This window comes from Arthrobacter tecti (genome assembly GCF_054511355.1).
Genome location: NZ_JBTNCT010000006.1, coordinates 178,939 through 195,314 on the forward strand (window position 1 = coordinate 178,939; position 16,376 = coordinate 195,314).

Consider the following 16,376-nt stretch of genomic DNA (forward strand, 5'->3'; position numbering starts at 1 on the left):
CTAGCGCGGCCCCGACGTCGTCGTTGTATGTGCGGGCACAGGTTCGACGACGTTGGGGACGGGTTGGCTGCGCAGTTCGTCCACCCGGACCAGCACCACTCCCCCGACGATCAAAGCCCCGCCCAGCAGTTGAATGGCCGACGGCAGCTCCCCGAGGATCAGCCAGGACGCGAGGACCGCGAACATGACCTCGGTCAGGCCAACGAAGGACGCCACCTTGGAGCCGAGGCCCCGCGCCGCGAAGATTCCGGTGACGTAGGAGAGAACCGTGGAAATCAGCACCAGGCCCAGCACCGGAACCACCCAGGTGGTCTCCCAGCCGGCCAGGGTTACGTCCCGGAACTCGAATGTGAATGGCATGACGCCGAGCAGTCCGAAGACGAGGATCGTCAACGCGCCGACCACCATGCCGCCGCCGGCCATGATGAGGGGCGGGAGGTCGTCGTCGGCCTTGGCGGACATGATGAAGAACACGGCGAGGCAGACGGCGGCGCCCAGCCCGTAGAGCACGCCGATCGGGTCCAGACGCTGGTCACCGGTGAGATCCAGGACCAGGAGCAGCCCGAGCATCGCGACGATCGACCCGCTGATAGTCAACCTGCTCGGAGCCTTGCGCGAGCGAAGCCACAACCACCCGACAATGAGCACGGGCGCGAGGTACTCCAGCAGCAACGAGACACCCACAGACATCCGCTGCACCGCGTTGAAGTAGAAGAACTGGCACAGCGCAATAGCTGTTGCCCCGTAAATCACCAGCGTCAGGGCATTGCGGCGCAGTATCCCCCACCTGCCGCGGAGGCTGATGAGCAACGGGATCAACAGCACGACGGCGGCCCCGCCAATGCGGATCCCGACGGCGGCACCTGGGCTCCAGCCGACCTCAAGGAGTGACTTGGCGAAGGGCCCGGAGACGCCGAACGCGGCGGCTGAGAGGATCGCGAACCATAGCCCGGTCGCGGTTCCGCGTTTCATGGGGCCTCCTGCACTGTCATAACCAAAGTGTACTTATGGTGATGACGTTAGACCCGTGCGCTGTTATGAGTCAAGACAGCTTATGACCATTACGTTCGGGTTGTGCCGGAGCTATGCATCGACTGGGCTACTTCGCCTTCGCCGCAGCCTTCGCGGCGCGCTTGGTCTCGCGCACCTTCGTGAGGGATTCGGGATCGACGATGTCCGCAACCGACCGGTAGCACCCATCCTCGCCGTAAGCGCCGGCTGACTCCCGCCAGCCCGCACCCGTGAACCCGTAGCGCTTGCCCAGCAAGGCCAGGAAGATCTTCGCCTTCTGCTCACCGTAGCCCGGCAGCGCTTTCAGCCGGCGCAGCACTTCCGCGCCGTCGGGTTCGCCGCGGGTCCAGATGGCCGATGCGTCCCCGTCCCACTCGTCAACCACGGTGCGGCACAACGCCTGCACGCGGCCCGCCATGTTACCGGGGTACCGGTGCACGGCGGGTGGGGTGCGGCACAGCTCAACGAAGGCGTCGGCGTCGTAATCGGCGATGGAAGCCGCGTCGAACCGCCCCAGCCGTTCGCTGATTTTGGCCGGTCCGGCGAAGGCCGTCTCCATTGCGACCTGCTGGTCCAGGAGCATGCCCACCAGTAGCGCCAGGGGGTCGTTGGACAGCAACTGGTCGGCGGTCGCGTCGCCGGTGATGTTCAGTGTGGGAGCCATGCCCCAATGCTAGCGACCGGGGCCGCGCTACGCCGCGCTGATGCCGAACAGTCCGATGATCAGCGCCATCACCAGGTACGTCACCAGCTCGTGCGCGCAGTTCAGGGCTGTGAGTCCGGCGGGGCGTCCCTCGAAGGCGTCGTGGGTGATGAAGCGCGACGCCGTGAAGCCGGCCCACAGGATCAGCGCGGTGATGAGCGTGTTCACCAGGAAGCTTCCGCCGTAGAACTCCTGCGCGATCGCGGCGCCTCCAGCCAGCACCCAGGCACTGATGAAGCTGACCACGAGGGTGACGAGGATCGGCTTTACCGCGTCCTTCGTGTCTCCGCTCGGAGTTACCTTCGCCACCCGCATCCAATAGTTCCCGAATACCTTCGGGGTGTACCAGATCGTCCCCACCACCATCGTGGACAGGGTGGCCAGGATGACGGCGAGGACGTTGATCTCGGGAACAGCCATTGAGGGTCTCCTTGATGCGCGGGACAGGGCTTACGCGAAGTGTAGCCCGGCGGAGAACGACGACGGCGGCGGCACGTCGAGCGCGCGCCGCACCTCGGTGCCGCACCAGAAACCGCAACCGCCGCGTCAACGCCCCTTCAGCGCCGCGGCCGGAAACTGCCCGGAGGTTCAGGGCTGCCGGTTCGAACCGGCAGCCCTGCATGTCCGGGCAGTTTCTATGGACGCACCCCGCGCGGGGTGCGTCTATCCGATCAGCTGAGGCGGCCGTTGATGCGCTGCGGCACACCGATCGGGTTCGCGTCCTGGAGCGCCTCGGGCAGGAGGTGCTGCGGGAAGCCCTGGTATGCGACCGGCCGCAGGAAGCGGTTGATTGCCGCTGTGCCCACGGACGTGGACGTGGAGGACGTCGTCGCCGGGTACGGTCCGCCATGCTGCTGGGCGTAGGTCACGGAGACGCCGGTGGGCCACTGGTTCCACAGCACGCGGCCGGCCTTCGTTGCGAGCAGTCGGATCAGCTCCGCGACGTCGTCGTTCTCTTCGCCCTGGATCGTAGCCGTCAACTGGCCCTCCAGTACCCGGGCCACTTCAAGCAGCTGCGCCTCGTCCTCGTAGCTGACCACCAGCGCCGTGGGCCCGAAGCACTCGGCGAGCAGGGTGCTGTGCTGCTCCAGGAGATCCTTGACGCTGGCGTGCAGCAGGGTTGGCGCGGGCGGATCGGCGAGCGCATCCTCGGTACGGACCAACGTCTGCACGGACGAATTGCCGGCCAGGCCCTCGAGGACCTCGACATACCCGGACTGGATGCGGTCGTTCAGGAGTTTCGCGGGTACGGGCAGCTCGGTCCCGCTCAAACGCTCGGCAATTCCGGAGTCCGCCGGGACCAGCAGCACGCCCGGCTTGGTGCAGAACTGGCCGGCGCCCATGGTGAAGGATCCCGCGAACCCGGAAGCGATCTCCTCGGCCCGGGCTGCGGCCGCTGCCCGCGTCACGAAGGTGGGGTTCACGCTGCCGAGTTCGCCGTAGAAGGGGATCGGCTCCGGACGGGAATTCGCAAGGTCGAACAGCGCGCGGCCACCAGGAATTGATCCCGTGAACGAGCCCGCCTTCACTCGCGGGTCAAGGAGTGCGTCACGGCCGGCCTGGGTACCGTAGATCACCGCGAACAACCCCTTCGGCGCGCCCGCCTTTTCAAGGGCGCCGACGACGACGGCGGCCGTCGCCTCCGAGAGACCCGGATGACCCGAGTGGGCCTTCAGGATTACGGAACAGCCTGCGGCGAGCGCTGAGGCGGTGTCCCCGCCGGCGACGCTGAACGCGAACGGGAAGTTGCTCGCCGCGAAAACCACGACGGGGCCGAGCGGCTCGAGCTGGCGCCGCAGGTCCGGACGCGGTGCGCCCATCGGCCATTCCGGATCGGCGTGGTCAATCCGCGCGTCAAGGTAGGAGCCCTCCGAAAGCACTTCAGCGAACAGCCGGAGCTGGAAGGTGGTGCGCTTCAGTTCGCCGCGCAGGCGAGCTTCGGCGAGGTGGGTTTCCTGTTGCGCCAGCGGAACGAGTTCATCCGCGGCGGCGTCCAGCGCATCAGCGACTGTGGTCAGGGCTTCGCCCCTTGTGGTCGCCGGGGTTGCACCCCAAGCGTCCGCCGCTGACGTGGCGTCTGACACCAGTGCCTCCAGCTGATCCGTGGTTGTGGCGTCGAGAGTTGTTGTCATGGTTCTACCCTTCCTTCTGGAGTTCTTCGGTCAAGTGATTCAAAGGGGCCCCGGTAAGATCCAGTGCGGCCAACTCGGCCAGCGAGGCAGGTGCCGCAAGTGTCCGCTTGCCGAGCGAGCGAAGGTCTTGCGCCGTCGTCGTGCGTCCGCAGAGGCTCGCCGTGATGTCCGCGACGGCGTAACCGCACACGCGGCCCTGGCACCATCCCATTCCGGGCCGGGCCAGCATCTTCAGGGTGCGCGGGTCGGCGGCGCCGAGTTCGGCGTGAGCGTCCCGGATTTCCTGATAAGGGACCTCCTCGCAGCGGCACACAGTGGTTTCCGGGGTCAGCCACCGCGTCCAGTCCGCCGGAACGGGGTGCGCGGTGTGCATGGCGACTGCGAAATTGCGGTACCGCGAGATGTCTTTCTGCAGCCGGGTGAGGGTCGCCTGCGAAACCTGGCGGCCGGCGTCGTGCGCTGCGGTCAGCGCGGCCAGGCGCCCTTCGGCGACAGCCATCACCGCCCCGCCGACGCCCGTGGCTTCCCCTGCAAGGTACACGCCGTCGACGTCGGTGCGCTGGGCCTTGTCCGCCACGGCAACCAACGAGCCGTCCACATCCCTGCGGGTGGACACACCGACCATCAGCGGCAGCTCGAGCGACGGCGTGAAGCCCCAGCCCAGAGCTACCAGATCCACGTCGATCCGGCGGGAGCTGCCGTCCACAAGCTGCCCATCGGAGCCTAGACGAGCCACGGTCACCGCTTCGGCCCGAGCCTCTCCGTGGATCTCGGTAATCACCGTTCGCATGCGGTAGCGGATCCGGTACCGGGCCAGCAGCGCAGCATACTGCGCGCCCTCAACACCCTTGGACGGCACCCGCACCGCCGAGCCGACATGCGGCAGCCAGCTGGTGAGCGTTCCCGCTTCACAGATCCCGACGACGCTCGCCCCCGCCTGGGCAAGCCCCGTTGCCACGGGCAGCAGGAAGGGTCCGGTGCCCGCGACGACGGCGCGGCGCCCGGCCAGCGTGCCGCTTCCCTTGAGCAGTGCCTGCACGCCACCGGCGGCCATGACGCCGGGCAGGTCCCAGCCGGGGATGGGCAGTTGGCGGTCGTAACCGCCGGGGCAGAGGATCAGGCGTGATACGTGCACGACGGCGGCGCCCGGCTCGGGCGCGGCCGCGTGCGTCGCGTTGAGCCGGAGGTTGAAACCCGTGGCCGACCGGTCGATCAGCCACACCTGGGTGTTGGGCAGGTACGTGGTGCGTCCGGCGTCGCGGTCGGCGTACAGGCCGGTCCGGAGGCGCTCGAACGTCTTCCAGTCGTGGTGGCCGGCGTGCCCGGCGTCGGGAACCTGGTCCTCGTCGGCGTGGCGCCAGTACTGGCCGCCCGGCTGGGAGGAGGCGTCGATCAGCACAACCGAGAGCCCTGTCTCAGCAGCGGCGACCGCGGCGGCAAGACCGGCCGGACCGGCGCCGACCACGCCGACGTCGTACGTTTCAGCGCCCATCGGTGCCCGCTTCCGCAACCGGGCAGCCGTCGGACTCCAGCGTCATGCCGTCCCTCGCAGGGACCAGGCACGCGCGCTGGTTCGCTTCGCCGTCGACGGTGAGCAGGCAGTCGAAGCACACACCGATGCCGCAGAACAGGCCACGCGGCTTCCCCTGTTTCCGCGTGGTGCGCCAGGACGTGACACCCGCCGCTGCCAGCGCGGCGCCGACGGTCTGCCCCGGCTCGATGCTGACGGTGCGTCCATCGAATGTCAGTTCGCTCATACCCGTGCCTCCTCGAATCGTTCGGGTGCGAAGGCCGCAAGCGGCAGGTCCGGTGCGACGCCGGTCAGCACCTGCGTGATGAGCTTGCCCGTGCCGGCCGACAGCCCGATACCCGCACCCTCATGCCCGGCCGCATGCCACAGGCCCGGTGCGCGGGGGTCCGGTCCGATAACGGGCAGGTGGTCGGGGCAGTACGGCCGGAACCCGTGATAGTGCCGCATGGCCTTGACGCCCGCGAGCATCGGGAAAAGCGTGATTGCCTTCGCTGCGAGTGACTGCAGCACGGCCACGGAGACCTCGCTGCTGAACCCCACACGCTCACGGGAGGAGCCGATCAGCACCGTCCCGCTGTCCGTGCCTTCAACCACCGGCGAGGTCTGCAGCCCGGCGTCGGAGCTCGCAACGTTCTCGACGTACTCGGCGGCGTATACCTTGTGCCGGATGAGGACGGGAAGCGGCTCCGTGACCAACACAAACCCCCGCCGTGGTAGGACCGGAAGTACGACGCCGGCGAGGTCGGCTACCTGCCCCGCCCACGTCCCGGCGGCGTTCAGCACCGCGCCGGCACTGAAGTCGCCTTTCGCAGTGCGCACGCCGGTTACTGAGGTGCCGCTGCGCAGGAAACCGGTGACTTCGACGTCGGTGTGCACTTCGGCGCCTAGCTCCCGGGCGAGCCGCAGCAGGTGCGCGACCATCAGCATCGGCTGAACCTGGGCGTCCTGCGGGTAAAACGCGCCGCCGGTGAGGTCGCGGGAAAGGTGCGGCTCATACTCGTGGAGGGAGCCGGCGTCGACGTCTGTCACGTCGATGCCGCTGCTGCGCTGCCGAATGGCGAGTTCCCGGAGGGAGGCAGCGCCGTTCTCCGTTGCCGCGACCACCAATCCGCCCTTGGACTCGAACTCCCAGGACGCGCCGAATTCCTGCAGGTCCTCGCGCCAGACCTGCTGCGAGTAGAGGGACAGGTCAAGCTCGGGTCCGGCTTCCTTGTCGGACACAAGGATGTTGCCCTCGCCGGCGCTCGAGGTACCACCGGCGATGGCGCCGCGTTCCAGGACCACTACCTTCAGCCCGGCCTTCGCGGCAAAGTAGGCGCTCGCTGCGCCAACCGCTCCGGCGCCGATGATGACGAGGTCCGCGCTCATGAGAGGTGGCCTTCGTAGATGGCTGTCGCTACCGCGAGGTCCTCCCAGGACATCCCGACGCCGGTGAACAATGCCGGCCGATCAGCGCTGCGCGTGAAGTCTCCGCGCACCAGTTCGGCCAGGTTCGTCAGGCTGTGCTCCTGCCATTCCTCGACGCTCCGGGCGGGAATGAGGTCACCGGACTCGCGCATGGCCGAGGCACGGCCTTCGACGACGACGTCGGCGCGCCTCGCCAGTTCCGGGTCGATTTCCCGTGCATCCAGTCCGTGCGATCCGACAGCCGCGACGACGGCATGCGGCTGGACCAAACTCCCGTCGAACAGGGGCTCCGAAGCCGAGGAAACACACAGCACGACGTCGGCGCCCGCGACGTCTGCCGCGGAACCCGGCCGGGCATCCAGGCCCAGTTCCCTACACCGGCTTACAAGCGCATCGGCTTTATCCGGCGTCCTGCCGACAATCACCACACTGTCGATCGGCGCGACTGCGTGTACGGCGAGGATGTGCCGCCACGCCTGCGGTCCGGTGCCGAAGACGACGACGGCGCCTGCCCGCGGTGCCGCGTCTCCCCCGCGCGGGTCCGCAGCGAGGAGGTTCTTGACCGCGAGCGCCGTCGTCGCCGGCGTACGGATCAGGGTGAGCTCCGCGCCGTCCATGAGGATCAGCGGGCTGAGCGTTCCGGAGTCGAGGAGTGTGTACACACCCTGGATCTTGGGCTTGCCCGCTGCCGGGTTTTCCGGGGCGATGGTGGCGAGCTTGACTCCGGAGTAGCGTTTCCCGGCGGTCGGCATCAGCAGGAACTGTCCGGCGGGGGCGTCACTGAAAAGCCGGGGGCTGTCATGTTCCGGATCAACATCGGTGCGGAGTGCTTCCTCCAGGACGGCGACCGCCGTGCGCTCGTCGATCGCATCCCGCAGCGCCGCCGCGTCAAGGTAGGTCAGGCTCACAGCAGGAACCCCGCGGGGAAGGGATCGCGTGGATCGAGGAAGTACTGGGCCGTGCCCGTGAGCCAGGCGCGGCCGGTAATGGTCGGAACAACCGCTTCGAAGGGCCCCACGGTGGTCTTCCCGATGAGGCGCCCAATGAACTGTGTGCCGATATAGGACTCGTTCACGAAGTCCGTGTTGAGCTCCAGTTCCCCACGCGCGTGCAGTTGGGCCATCCGGGCGCTGGTTCCGGTGCCGCAGGGCGAGCGGTCAAACCAGCCCGGGTGGATGGCCATCGCGTGCCGGGAGTGTGCGGCAGTGGAACCGGGCGCCTTGAGGTAGACGTGGTGGCAGTCTTTGATGTCCGGGCGTTCCGGGTGCACCGGCGGAGCCTGCACGTTGATGGCGTCCATGATGCGCAGTCCTGCGTCCAGCAGGATGCTTTTGGCAGCCCGGTCGAACGGCATCCCCAGCGAGTCAAGGTCGACGACGGCGTAGAAGTTGCCGCCGAAGGCGATGTCATAGGCAACCTCGCCGAGGCCGTCCACACTCACGCTCTGGTCCAGCGCGAGGGCGAAGGACGGCACGTTCCGGATGGTGACCGAGGTGGCTGCGCCGTCGTCGACCGCCACTTCCGCGACCACGAGGCCGGCCGGGGTATCCAGACGGATGGTGGTGACGGGTTCGGTGACCTCGACCATGCCCGTTTCGACGAGGACCGTCGCAACACCGATGGTGCCGTGGCCGCACATCGGCAGGAGCCCGGATACCTCGATGAACAGGACCCCGAAGTCCGCGTCAGGCCGGGTGGGCGGCTGAAGGATGGCTCCGCTCATGGAGGCGTGTCCGCGCGGTTCATACATCAGGAGCGTGCGGAGGGAGTCGCTGTTCTCGATGAACCACTGACGCCGTTCCGCCATGGTGGCGCCCGGGAACGTGCCCACGCCACCCGTGATCACGCGAGTGGGCATACCCTCGGTATGGGAGTCGACGGCGTGGAAGATGCGCCTCGTTTTCATCGTCAACCTCTCCGTCGATGCCTTGGAACGTCCAGTTCACAATATTAGACGAGTATTGGGTATTGTGCCATGTGAAATTGTACTGCTATTGTAGTGTAATCACGGTAAGTGTTTCCAGAAAGGCGCCCCATGTCATCCAGCCCCGTTACCCGCTCCCAGCCGTGGCACGGCGTCCTCGTAGCCACTACATTGCCCTTCCGCCAAGCGGAAACTGGAGCGCTCGAGGTGGACCTCGAGAACTATGGCCAGCACGTGGCCTGGCTTGCCGAGAATGGCTGCGACGGCGTAGCCCCCAACGGCTCGCTCGGCGAGTACCAGAACCTTTCCGACGCGGAGCGTGCTGCGGTAGTCGAGACCGCCGTCGCCCACGCTCCCAAGGGTTTCACCGTGATGCCGGGTGTAGCCGCCTACGGCGCCCACCAGGCCCGCCACTGGGCGGATCAGGCGGCAGAAGCCGGCGCCCAGGCGGTCATGCTGCTCCCCCCCAACACCTACCGTGCTGAACCCCGCGCCGTCGTCGATCACTACCGCGAGGTCGCGAAGGCCGGCCTGCCGATCTGCGCCTACAACAACCCGATCGACACCAAGGTTGACCTGGTTCCCGAACTTCTCGCCGAGCTCTACAACGAGGGCCTGATCGTGGCGGTTAAGGAGTTCACCGGTGACGTGCGCCGCTCCTACCAAATCGCTGAAGTGGCACCGGGCCTCGAAATCATGGTCGGCTCGGATGACGTTCTGCTGGAAGGTGCGATTGCCGGTGCGGTTGGATGGCTCTCGGGCTACCCGAACGCCATCCCCCGCGAGACCGTCGCGCTGTACAACGCTGCAGTTTCCGGCGACCTGGAGACGGCGGTTCCGCTGTACCGGATCATGCACCGCCTACTCCGTTGGGATTCGAAGACCGAGTTCGTGCAGTCCATCAAACTGTCCATGGACATCGCGGGCCGCTACGGCGGACCTTCGCGCGCACCGCGCCTTCCGCTTCGCGCCGACCAGCACGAGCAGGTTACGGCCGATACCGAATGGGTCTTGGCTGAACTCACACGGCTTGCCGGCGAAGGAAAGATCGAGCGCAGCAGCCGTTAGTTACGCTTTCGTAAGGCGGGTTCCGTTCAACACGGGACCCGCCTTACACGTTAAGTGACGACGTTGCCGCCCTGAATGACGGTCCGCGCCCGGCTTTCATCCCACAGCACAGCCGGGTCCTCGAACGGGTTTCCATCGAGCACGACGGCGTCTGCCGCGGACCCCGCCGCAAGGGAGCCGATGCTCTCGTTGCCGATCAGCTCAGCATTCACGCTGGTCATGGACCGCAGCGTCTCAAACACTCCCGCAGCCTCGATCTGGAGCCGGACGCCCATGAGCTGGTCATTGTCGAGGTTGCCCATCAGATCCGATCCGAACCCGGTCTTGACGCCTGCCTCGAGTGCGCGCTGGATGGCGACCATCCCGGCGTCGAGCACTTCTGCGTTCTTGGCCTTGGAGATGGGGTTCAGGCCCACCTCGTCGCCACGCCGGTTCATCGCGTCATAGGCGGCAAGGGTGGGGACGAGGAAACTCCCATGTTCAGCCATCAGCTGTGCCGTCTCAACGTCCATCAGGTTTCCGTGCTCAATGGAGCGGACGCCGTTGGTTACCGAGTGCGCAATTGCCTCCGAAGAGTAGGCGTGGGCGGCTACGTAGCTGCCGCGCCGGGCTGCCTCCTCTGTAACCGCACGGATCTCTTCGCCCGAATACTGCGGCAACCGGATGGGGTCCGTCAGGGACACCACTCCCCCTGAAGTCATGATCTTGATTGCGTGGCTGCCGGTGCGGAAGCGTTCCCTTACGGCTTTGCGCAGATTGTCGACGCCGTCGACCACCTCACACATATGGCCGTGGGTGAAGCAGACGTCAATCTCGCCCGATCGGGGATCCCCGTGGCCGCCGGTCTGGCTCAGCGCCGCACCCGTGTAGTAGTAGCGAGGCGAAACGATCAGCCCCTGCTTGATGGCGTTGGACAGTCCGATATCGCCGCCGGCTACATCGCGCACAGTGGTGAACCCGCGCCGGAGTGCGTCACCGAGACGCCGGGCGCCGACCAGCGCTGAATAGCTCAGGGGCCCGCGCTCATACTCGAATCCGTCAAGGCTGATTCCATACGCATGGAAGTGGGCGTCGATCAGTCCGGGGATCACCACTTTCCCGCGGGCATCAATCACCCGGCCGGCGTTGCCGTGCGCATCAGGGCCCTGAACGATCCCGTCGCGGAATACCAGCGACCCCTCGACCAGATCAGGGCTGCCGTCGAAAATCAGAGCGTTCTCGACTGTCAGCGTGCTTTGGCTTATGGCCACGTGCTACCTCTTTCACGATAAATTTCACTCCGACGACGGCGGGAGCGTTCGTTACGACGTTGCTTCCTGGCTCTCCGCCGGCTTCGCCCAGACACCGCGGACATGCGTAATGTGCTGGCGGACCAGCTTTTCGAGCTCCTCAGCCTTGCCCGCCTCGATGAGGTCCACCATGCGCAGGTGCTCTTCCGCCGATTGCCGCAACCTGCCCTGCTCGGCAAGGTTGGTGAGGCCAAGCAGCCGGCTGTGGGAACGGAGGTCGGAAATCAGTTCCACCAGCCGGGTGTTGCCGCTGTACTCGAGCAACCGGATGTGGAATTCGCGGTCCGCGTCCATGTACGCAACGAGGTCACCCTCCGTGCCGCGATCCACGATTTCCTGCGCCATGGCACGAAGCATCGGGATATCGGATGCCGGGATGATCGGCGTGACCTCACGCACCACAGGCGGCTCAAGCAGGATCCGGATCTGCGCCATGTGGTCCAGGTCCTTTTCGGACACCTCGGTGACCCGAAATCCCTTGTTGGGTTCCACGGTCACCAGGTTCTCGCGCACGAGGTCCAGCATCGCCTCGCGGACCGGCGTAGCGGAGACGCCGAACCGCGCTCCCAGGCTCGGTGCCGAGTAGACGATTCCGGGCACCATCTCGCCCGAGATAATTGCCGCCCTCAAGGCTCGCGCAACGGTCTCCCGAAGACTCGTCTTCTTGATCGTGTGGATCTCAGACTTCTGTTCTACCGCCACCGTACGAAACGCCTCCGATCATCCCGGACCCGGCTGGGGTCCGTATCGTATGACATTCTATGCCCGTAGAATTCCCGGCGCCCAGCACTTGCGGGCGGCACGCTGGAACCTAGCGGGCGCCGTCGTCGTCGTTGTTGTTGCGCGGCTTGGTGCCGCGGGGGTTGCCGTGTTCATCAAGGTTGGCTGCACCACCGCGGATCTTGGCGGAGGAGCGGTTGACGCCGGTGCCCTTCCCGAGGTGATCGGCGTTGGGTTTCGCCGTCATGAGGAGCATCGCACTGATGACCAGGGACGCGATGAATGCGATCCCCGCCGCGGTGATGCCCAGGTCAACGCGCAGTTCCTCGGTGCCGCCGCCGGTGGCGAAGATCATGGTCGCGATGCCCGCTATCACGCCAAGAACAGCCGAAAAGACGAGAGGACCCTTGACGCCCCTGGGCTGTTTGGACACGGTTCCTTCTCCTCAATTTTCTACGGTTAGTAGAAACCTAGTTTACGGGGTTGCCGCGGGTTCCAGGATCGGCTGCCTGGCGGGCATCGTGCCTGTAGCTGAGGGCGGCCAGAGCCAGCAGGACGGCGGTGATCACGGCCCCGCCGCCGCTCACGCCCAGCAGCGCGTGCGCGCCCAGCGGCTGGAAGAGCGGCAGGAGAGCGCCCGTGAGCACCGAGACAACGCCGACGAGCAGGAAGTCACGCGCGGCGGCGTGCCTACCCCGGTTTCGTATTCCGACGACGACGTCCACCACACCGGAGACGATCAGCACGAGCGCACCAGTCCCGGCGAACATCGCGTCCGTGTGGATCCACAGGTTCAGCAAACCCGCCACGACGAGAAGGACCGGCGCGGTGCCTGTCAGCCATGCGGGTGCGGCGTCCTGTGCGCGGAGGCTTCGTTCCTGCAGGAACACGGTAGCCGCCGTCGCGAGGAAGTACAGGCCGCCGGCAACGGACAGCACGTGCACGGAGGGCTGCCCCCAGAAAATGGTCAAGAGTCCGAACGCCCCGGCAGCTGCCGCACGCAGCAGAAAGGCCCGCCACAGGGCAGGCGATGCGGCAGTGCCCTGGAATCCCGCGTTCATGTTCTGCCTTCCGGAAGCCTTTTTTGGACGTTGCAAGTGTAGTCCTAGCCGGCACCGGTAATCATCCAGCGGTCCGTGCGCACCCGCCAGCCGAGCGTCAGCGCCCGCGCCGCCATGTAGCCGACCCCGAAGGCGGCCCACAGCCAGACGATTCCCGTGAGCCCTGTGAGCCCGGCGCCGAAGACGATCGCCAGGAGCGGCACGTAGAGGACCAGATTTACGACGCCGGCGAGCGCCAGATACCTTGCGTCACCGGCGCCGATCAGCACGCCGTCGAGAACGAAGACGTACCCGCAGATGGGTTGCGCCGCCGCGAGCACCCAGAGCCCGGCAGCGAAGGCTGCCTGCACGGTCTGGTCGGACGTAAAGATCCAGCCGGCGAACGGAGCAGCAACGGCCAGCAGCACTCCTGTCAGTACCCCGAATCCGATGCCCCAGCGGATCATGATGCGCGTAAGGGCGTGCGCCAGCGGCTTGTCGCCTGCGCCCAGCTCCTTGCCGATGAGCGCCTGTGCGGCAATCGCGAGGGCGTCCAGCGCAAACGCGAGGAACGCGAAGACGGTCATGACCAGCTGGTGGGCGGCGAGTGAGACCGGGCCCTGGGCTGTGGCGACAACAACCGTTGCCACGATCGCGAAGCGGAGGCTCGCGGTGCGCAGCATCAGCCAGGATCCCACGCGCGCGGTGGCCCGTACGCCGCGCCAGGTTGGCCGCAGGGACACGGTGTTCCGGCGCGAGAAGCGGTAGATGATGACGAGGTAGACGGCGGCCATGCCCCACTGCGCAATACTGGTCCCGAGCGCCGATCCCGCCACCGACAGACCGAAACCGTAAACCAAGACGTAGTTGAGCACAATGTTGGCACCGAACCCCGCACCCGCGACAACCAGTGGGGTCTTGGTGTCCTGCAGCCCTCTCAGTACGCCGGTTGCGGCGAGGACTACGAGCATGGCGGTAAGGCCGGGCATGGAGTACCGGAGGTAGTCGACTGCGAACCGGTGCACTTCTCCCTCGGCGCCCATCAGGGCGGTCAGGCCGGGTGCGAAAATCCAGCCCAGCACAGACAGGACCGCACCCAACAGGAGGGCCAGGCCAACGCCGTCGCGCCCGGCGGCCAACGCATCCTGCATGCGGCCGGCACCCAGGAAGCGGGCGACGGCGGGAGTGGTTGAGTAGGCAAGGAAAACCATGAGCCCGACGGCGGTCTGCAGCACCGTCGCGGCCAGTCCCACGCCGGCCAGCTCGTTCACGCCCAGGTGACCGACTATTGCCGAGTCGGCAAGCAGGAACAGGGGTTCGGCAATGAGGGCGCCAAGTGCCGGTACGGCCAGGCGCAGGATGGAGCGGCTGAGGTGCCTGCGGTCGGGAACTGTTGCTGTCACGGATCAAGCCTAGGGGGCGGCGGTGACAAAGGCGCTCCTGGAAACGGCCCGGAGGATCACACCTGCCGGTTCGAACCGGCAGGTGTGCATGTGCGGGCAGTTTCCATGGGGATGCAGCGGGGTCCAAGCCCGGTCGGTAGGCTTGAAGAACGGACGGTCAGGAGGGGCGCCATGAAAATCGGGATCAAGCACTTCATCGCTGGAGGTGCGCTTGTCATTCTCAGCACGTTCTTCGTGCCACAGGGGATCTCCGGGTTCGCCACTGCCGCAGCCCGCAACGAGCCGGTACACCCCGGATCGGGGGTTCTCCTCGCGGTCGGGGCTGTGATGGTGGTACTGGCCATCGCGCTCTTCGCCCGCGGGCACATGCTTCGGTACCGCCACCGTCGCTCCGTCCAGACCTGGGAGACGCGCGAAGAGGTTGACCCAACGGCGTCGCGCCCCGGCCACTTCTCGGACCGGCCGGGCTGGTGGGACAGGCCCGCCAATCATATGGGAGACAACACCGGTCACAAGCGGGACTGAGTCCAGATTGGTTTAGGGCGTGCACCCGGCGATTTCGCTCCCGGGTCCGCTGTTCTGCGTTGGAAGCGGTGCGGGATCACCAGCTCGAGTGGGTTCCTGGCCAGCCGTCGGCGTGGGTTCCGGATCGCCTTCCTGAGGCGGAGTTGGGGCTTCGGTGGTGGGACGGTTTCCGTCTTCTCCGATCGCCGTATCCACCCAGACATGCAGTGCGTCAAAGTCGGGGGCGGCCGGATTGATTACCGTCGGGGTGATCGGATGGTTCGAGATACCGCCAGCTCTGACCTTGAACAACAGTTCCACCATGGCGTCGAGTTCACTCACCCGAATATCCGTTGAGATGTTGCTTTCGGCGGCCCGCGCGAGTTGGACGAACGAGCCCGCGATCCTGGCCGGATCGACCGAGTCGATCATTGCCCCGACAAGCCTCTGCTGACGGCAAATGCGGTCAAAATCGTCAGATCCCTCGCGCGAGCGTGCGTACCAGAGGGCATCCCCGCCATTCAAAAGCTGCCGGCCCGGCGCGATGAAACGCCCTGCGTCCGTTGGGATGCGACGCTCCACGACAATCTCAACACCGCCAAGGGCATCGACCACCTCCGCGAAGCCCTGCAAATTGACCATGGCGTAGCGGTCCATGGCAAGCCCCAGTGTTTGTTCAACTGCCTGCCGGGTTGCGATCAGCCCCGGATTCCCGGAATGGGGAAACAAATCCGGATGGTCTGCAGCCCAGGTCCAGACTGCATTGATGAGGTTCTCGGTGGGTCCGTACGCATCGAACCCGTTCGGAAAGGCATCGTGCATGGGACTTCCCGCTGGAAATTCGACGTACTGCAGATTGCGCGGAATGCTGAAGAGGCTGGTGGCGCCGCTGCGGGTATCGATGGAAGCGACCATGATTGTGTCCGGTCGGGTGCCGACGCGGTCCTGGGCTGCGTCATGCCCGAGCAGCATGATGTTCAGGCGCGGCTGGCCCACCCAGGGGTCTTCCGGCTCGGGCGTTGTGCGCGTGTCGCGGCGTTCTCCTAGACCAAAGCTGGCGTCGTCGTCGGTAATGAACGAGTTCAGCAGGAGTGAGCGCTGCGCCTCGAGCGCGCGCACTACAAACCCTGCCGGCACTCCGACTGCGGCTACCAGGACAACGCACACCGTCATACTGACAATTCGCTTTCGGCCTCCGAGCCCGAAAAGGGAATTCATCAAGTAGTTGCCCGCCACAACGAGGAGTGCCCAACACAGCGCGAAGACCACCAGGGCCAGGGCAACGCCTATCAGTGCATTGGGCCGGACCGCGATTCGAAGGATCAGATCCAGTCCACCAAAAAGGAAACATGCGGCAACGGCAATGATAGGGACGGCCAGGAAAAAAACGAGAAACGCCCAGCCGGAACGTCGCCCGGACTTCAGCAGAGCCGTACCCGGCAACACCGCGTTAGCAACGGTCCAGCCGACCGCAGGCCGCAAGCGCCCGCGGGAAGGCTGGGTGTTGCCCAGGCTGCTCTGTTCCGGACGCATCTAGCCCGGGGTTTTCATGAGGGTGGGGTCGCAGGGTGTGTTTAAGCGACGAAAGGTGCTTCTGAGCTGGGAAAATAGTGTTGTTGACGCACTGTTCCACCGGCTGAAAGA

At 66.1% G+C, this 16,376-nt stretch carries 17 protein-coding genes; 2 read left to right on the top strand and 15 right to left on the bottom strand.

Going from position 1 to position 16,376, the window contains the following annotated elements:
- The 9 genes from ACX80C_RS09745 to ACX80C_RS09785 all read right to left on the bottom strand — a co-directional run bounded on the left by ACX80C_RS09745 (position 1) and on the right by ACX80C_RS09785 (position 8,690).
- Entirely contained in the window at positions 1-972 is a 972-nt protein-coding gene (locus ACX80C_RS09745; RefSeq protein ID WP_459326271.1) for an EamA family transporter, read from the bottom strand.
- Positions 973-1,099: 127 nt separating this feature from the next.
- Positions 1,100-1,675, bottom strand: a complete 576-nt coding sequence (locus ACX80C_RS09750; RefSeq protein ID WP_459326272.1) for an HhH-GPD-type base excision DNA repair protein — start codon at positions 1,673-1,675, stop codon at positions 1,100-1,102.
- A 27-nt stretch (positions 1,676-1,702) separates the two neighbouring features.
- Complete coding sequence (locus ACX80C_RS09755) at positions 1,703-2,134, bottom strand: DUF1761 domain-containing protein (protein WP_459326273.1); 432 nt, start codon at positions 2,132-2,134, stop codon at positions 1,703-1,705.
- Positions 2,135-2,385: 251 nt separating this feature from the next.
- A complete protein-coding gene (locus tag ACX80C_RS09760) occupies positions 2,386-3,846 on the bottom strand; it encodes an aldehyde dehydrogenase (NADP(+)) (protein WP_459326274.1) in 1,461 nt (486 codons plus the stop codon).
- 4 nt (positions 3,847-3,850) lie between these two features.
- Positions 3,851-5,338, bottom strand: coding sequence for an FAD-dependent oxidoreductase (locus tag ACX80C_RS09765; RefSeq protein ID WP_459326275.1), 1,488 nt, complete (start codon positions 5,336-5,338; stop codon positions 3,851-3,853).
- Positions 5,328-5,603 carry a (2Fe-2S)-binding protein gene (locus ACX80C_RS09770; protein WP_459326276.1) on the bottom strand — a complete coding sequence of 92 codons (276 nt, stop codon included), beginning with the start codon at positions 5,601-5,603 and terminating at the stop codon, positions 5,328-5,330. The genes ACX80C_RS09765 and ACX80C_RS09770 overlap by 11 nt, the downstream gene beginning before the upstream one ends.
- The gene (locus ACX80C_RS09775; RefSeq protein ID WP_459326277.1) at positions 5,600-6,745 is read right to left on the bottom strand and encodes an NAD(P)/FAD-dependent oxidoreductase; all 1,146 of its coding nucleotides are present in this window, start codon (positions 6,743-6,745) and stop codon (positions 5,600-5,602) included. The genes ACX80C_RS09770 and ACX80C_RS09775 overlap by 4 nt, the downstream gene beginning before the upstream one ends.
- Positions 6,742-7,692, bottom strand: coding sequence for an ornithine cyclodeaminase family protein (locus tag ACX80C_RS09780; RefSeq protein ID WP_459326278.1), 951 nt, complete (start codon positions 7,690-7,692; stop codon positions 6,742-6,744). The genes ACX80C_RS09775 and ACX80C_RS09780 overlap by 4 nt, the downstream gene beginning before the upstream one ends.
- Positions 7,689-8,690, bottom strand: coding sequence for a proline racemase family protein (locus ACX80C_RS09785; RefSeq protein WP_459326279.1), 1,002 nt, complete (start codon positions 8,688-8,690; stop codon positions 7,689-7,691). Before ACX80C_RS09785 ends, ACX80C_RS09780 begins: the two co-directional genes overlap by 4 nt.
- A 129-nt stretch (positions 8,691-8,819) precedes the next feature.
- Between ACX80C_RS09785 and ACX80C_RS09790 the strand changes: the two genes are divergently transcribed.
- A complete protein-coding gene (locus ACX80C_RS09790; RefSeq protein ID WP_459326280.1) occupies positions 8,820-9,776 on the top strand; it encodes a dihydrodipicolinate synthase family protein in 957 nt (318 codons plus the stop codon).
- 50 nt (positions 9,777-9,826) lie between these two features.
- Here the strand turns inward: ACX80C_RS09790 and ACX80C_RS09795 are convergent, their stop codons facing one another.
- The 5 genes from ACX80C_RS09795 to ACX80C_RS09815 form a co-directional block, all read right to left on the bottom strand.
- Positions 9,827-11,026, bottom strand: a complete 1,200-nt coding sequence (locus ACX80C_RS09795) for a metal-dependent hydrolase family protein (protein ID WP_459326281.1) — start codon at positions 11,024-11,026, stop codon at positions 9,827-9,829.
- A 51-nt stretch (positions 11,027-11,077) separates the two neighbouring features.
- Positions 11,078-11,767, bottom strand: a complete 690-nt coding sequence (locus tag ACX80C_RS09800; protein ID WP_459326282.1) for a GntR family transcriptional regulator — start codon at positions 11,765-11,767, stop codon at positions 11,078-11,080.
- A 109-nt stretch (positions 11,768-11,876) separates the two neighbouring features.
- Entirely contained in the window at positions 11,877-12,218 is a 342-nt protein-coding gene (locus ACX80C_RS09805) for a hypothetical protein (RefSeq protein ID WP_459326283.1), read from the bottom strand.
- Positions 12,219-12,255: 37 nt separating this feature from the next.
- Positions 12,256-12,846 carry a DUF308 domain-containing protein gene (locus ACX80C_RS09810; RefSeq protein ID WP_459326284.1) on the bottom strand — a complete coding sequence of 197 codons (591 nt, stop codon included), beginning with the start codon at positions 12,844-12,846 and terminating at the stop codon, positions 12,256-12,258.
- A gap of 44 nt (positions 12,847-12,890) precedes the next feature.
- A complete protein-coding gene (locus ACX80C_RS09815) occupies positions 12,891-14,228 on the bottom strand; it encodes an MATE family efflux transporter (protein WP_459326285.1) in 1,338 nt (445 codons plus the stop codon).
- Between the two features lie 171 nt (positions 14,229-14,399).
- Between ACX80C_RS09815 and ACX80C_RS09820 the strand changes: the two genes are divergently transcribed.
- Positions 14,400-14,753 (top strand): hypothetical protein, encoded by a 354-nt coding sequence (locus ACX80C_RS09820; protein ID WP_459326286.1) that lies wholly within the window; start codon positions 14,400-14,402, stop codon positions 14,751-14,753.
- Between the two features lie 12 nt (positions 14,754-14,765).
- Here the strand turns inward: ACX80C_RS09820 and ACX80C_RS09825 are convergent, their stop codons facing one another.
- Positions 14,766-16,265 carry an LCP family protein gene (locus ACX80C_RS09825; RefSeq protein ID WP_459326287.1) on the bottom strand — a complete coding sequence of 500 codons (1,500 nt, stop codon included), beginning with the start codon at positions 16,263-16,265 and terminating at the stop codon, positions 14,766-14,768.
- Positions 16,266-16,376: the final 111 nt, after the last annotated feature.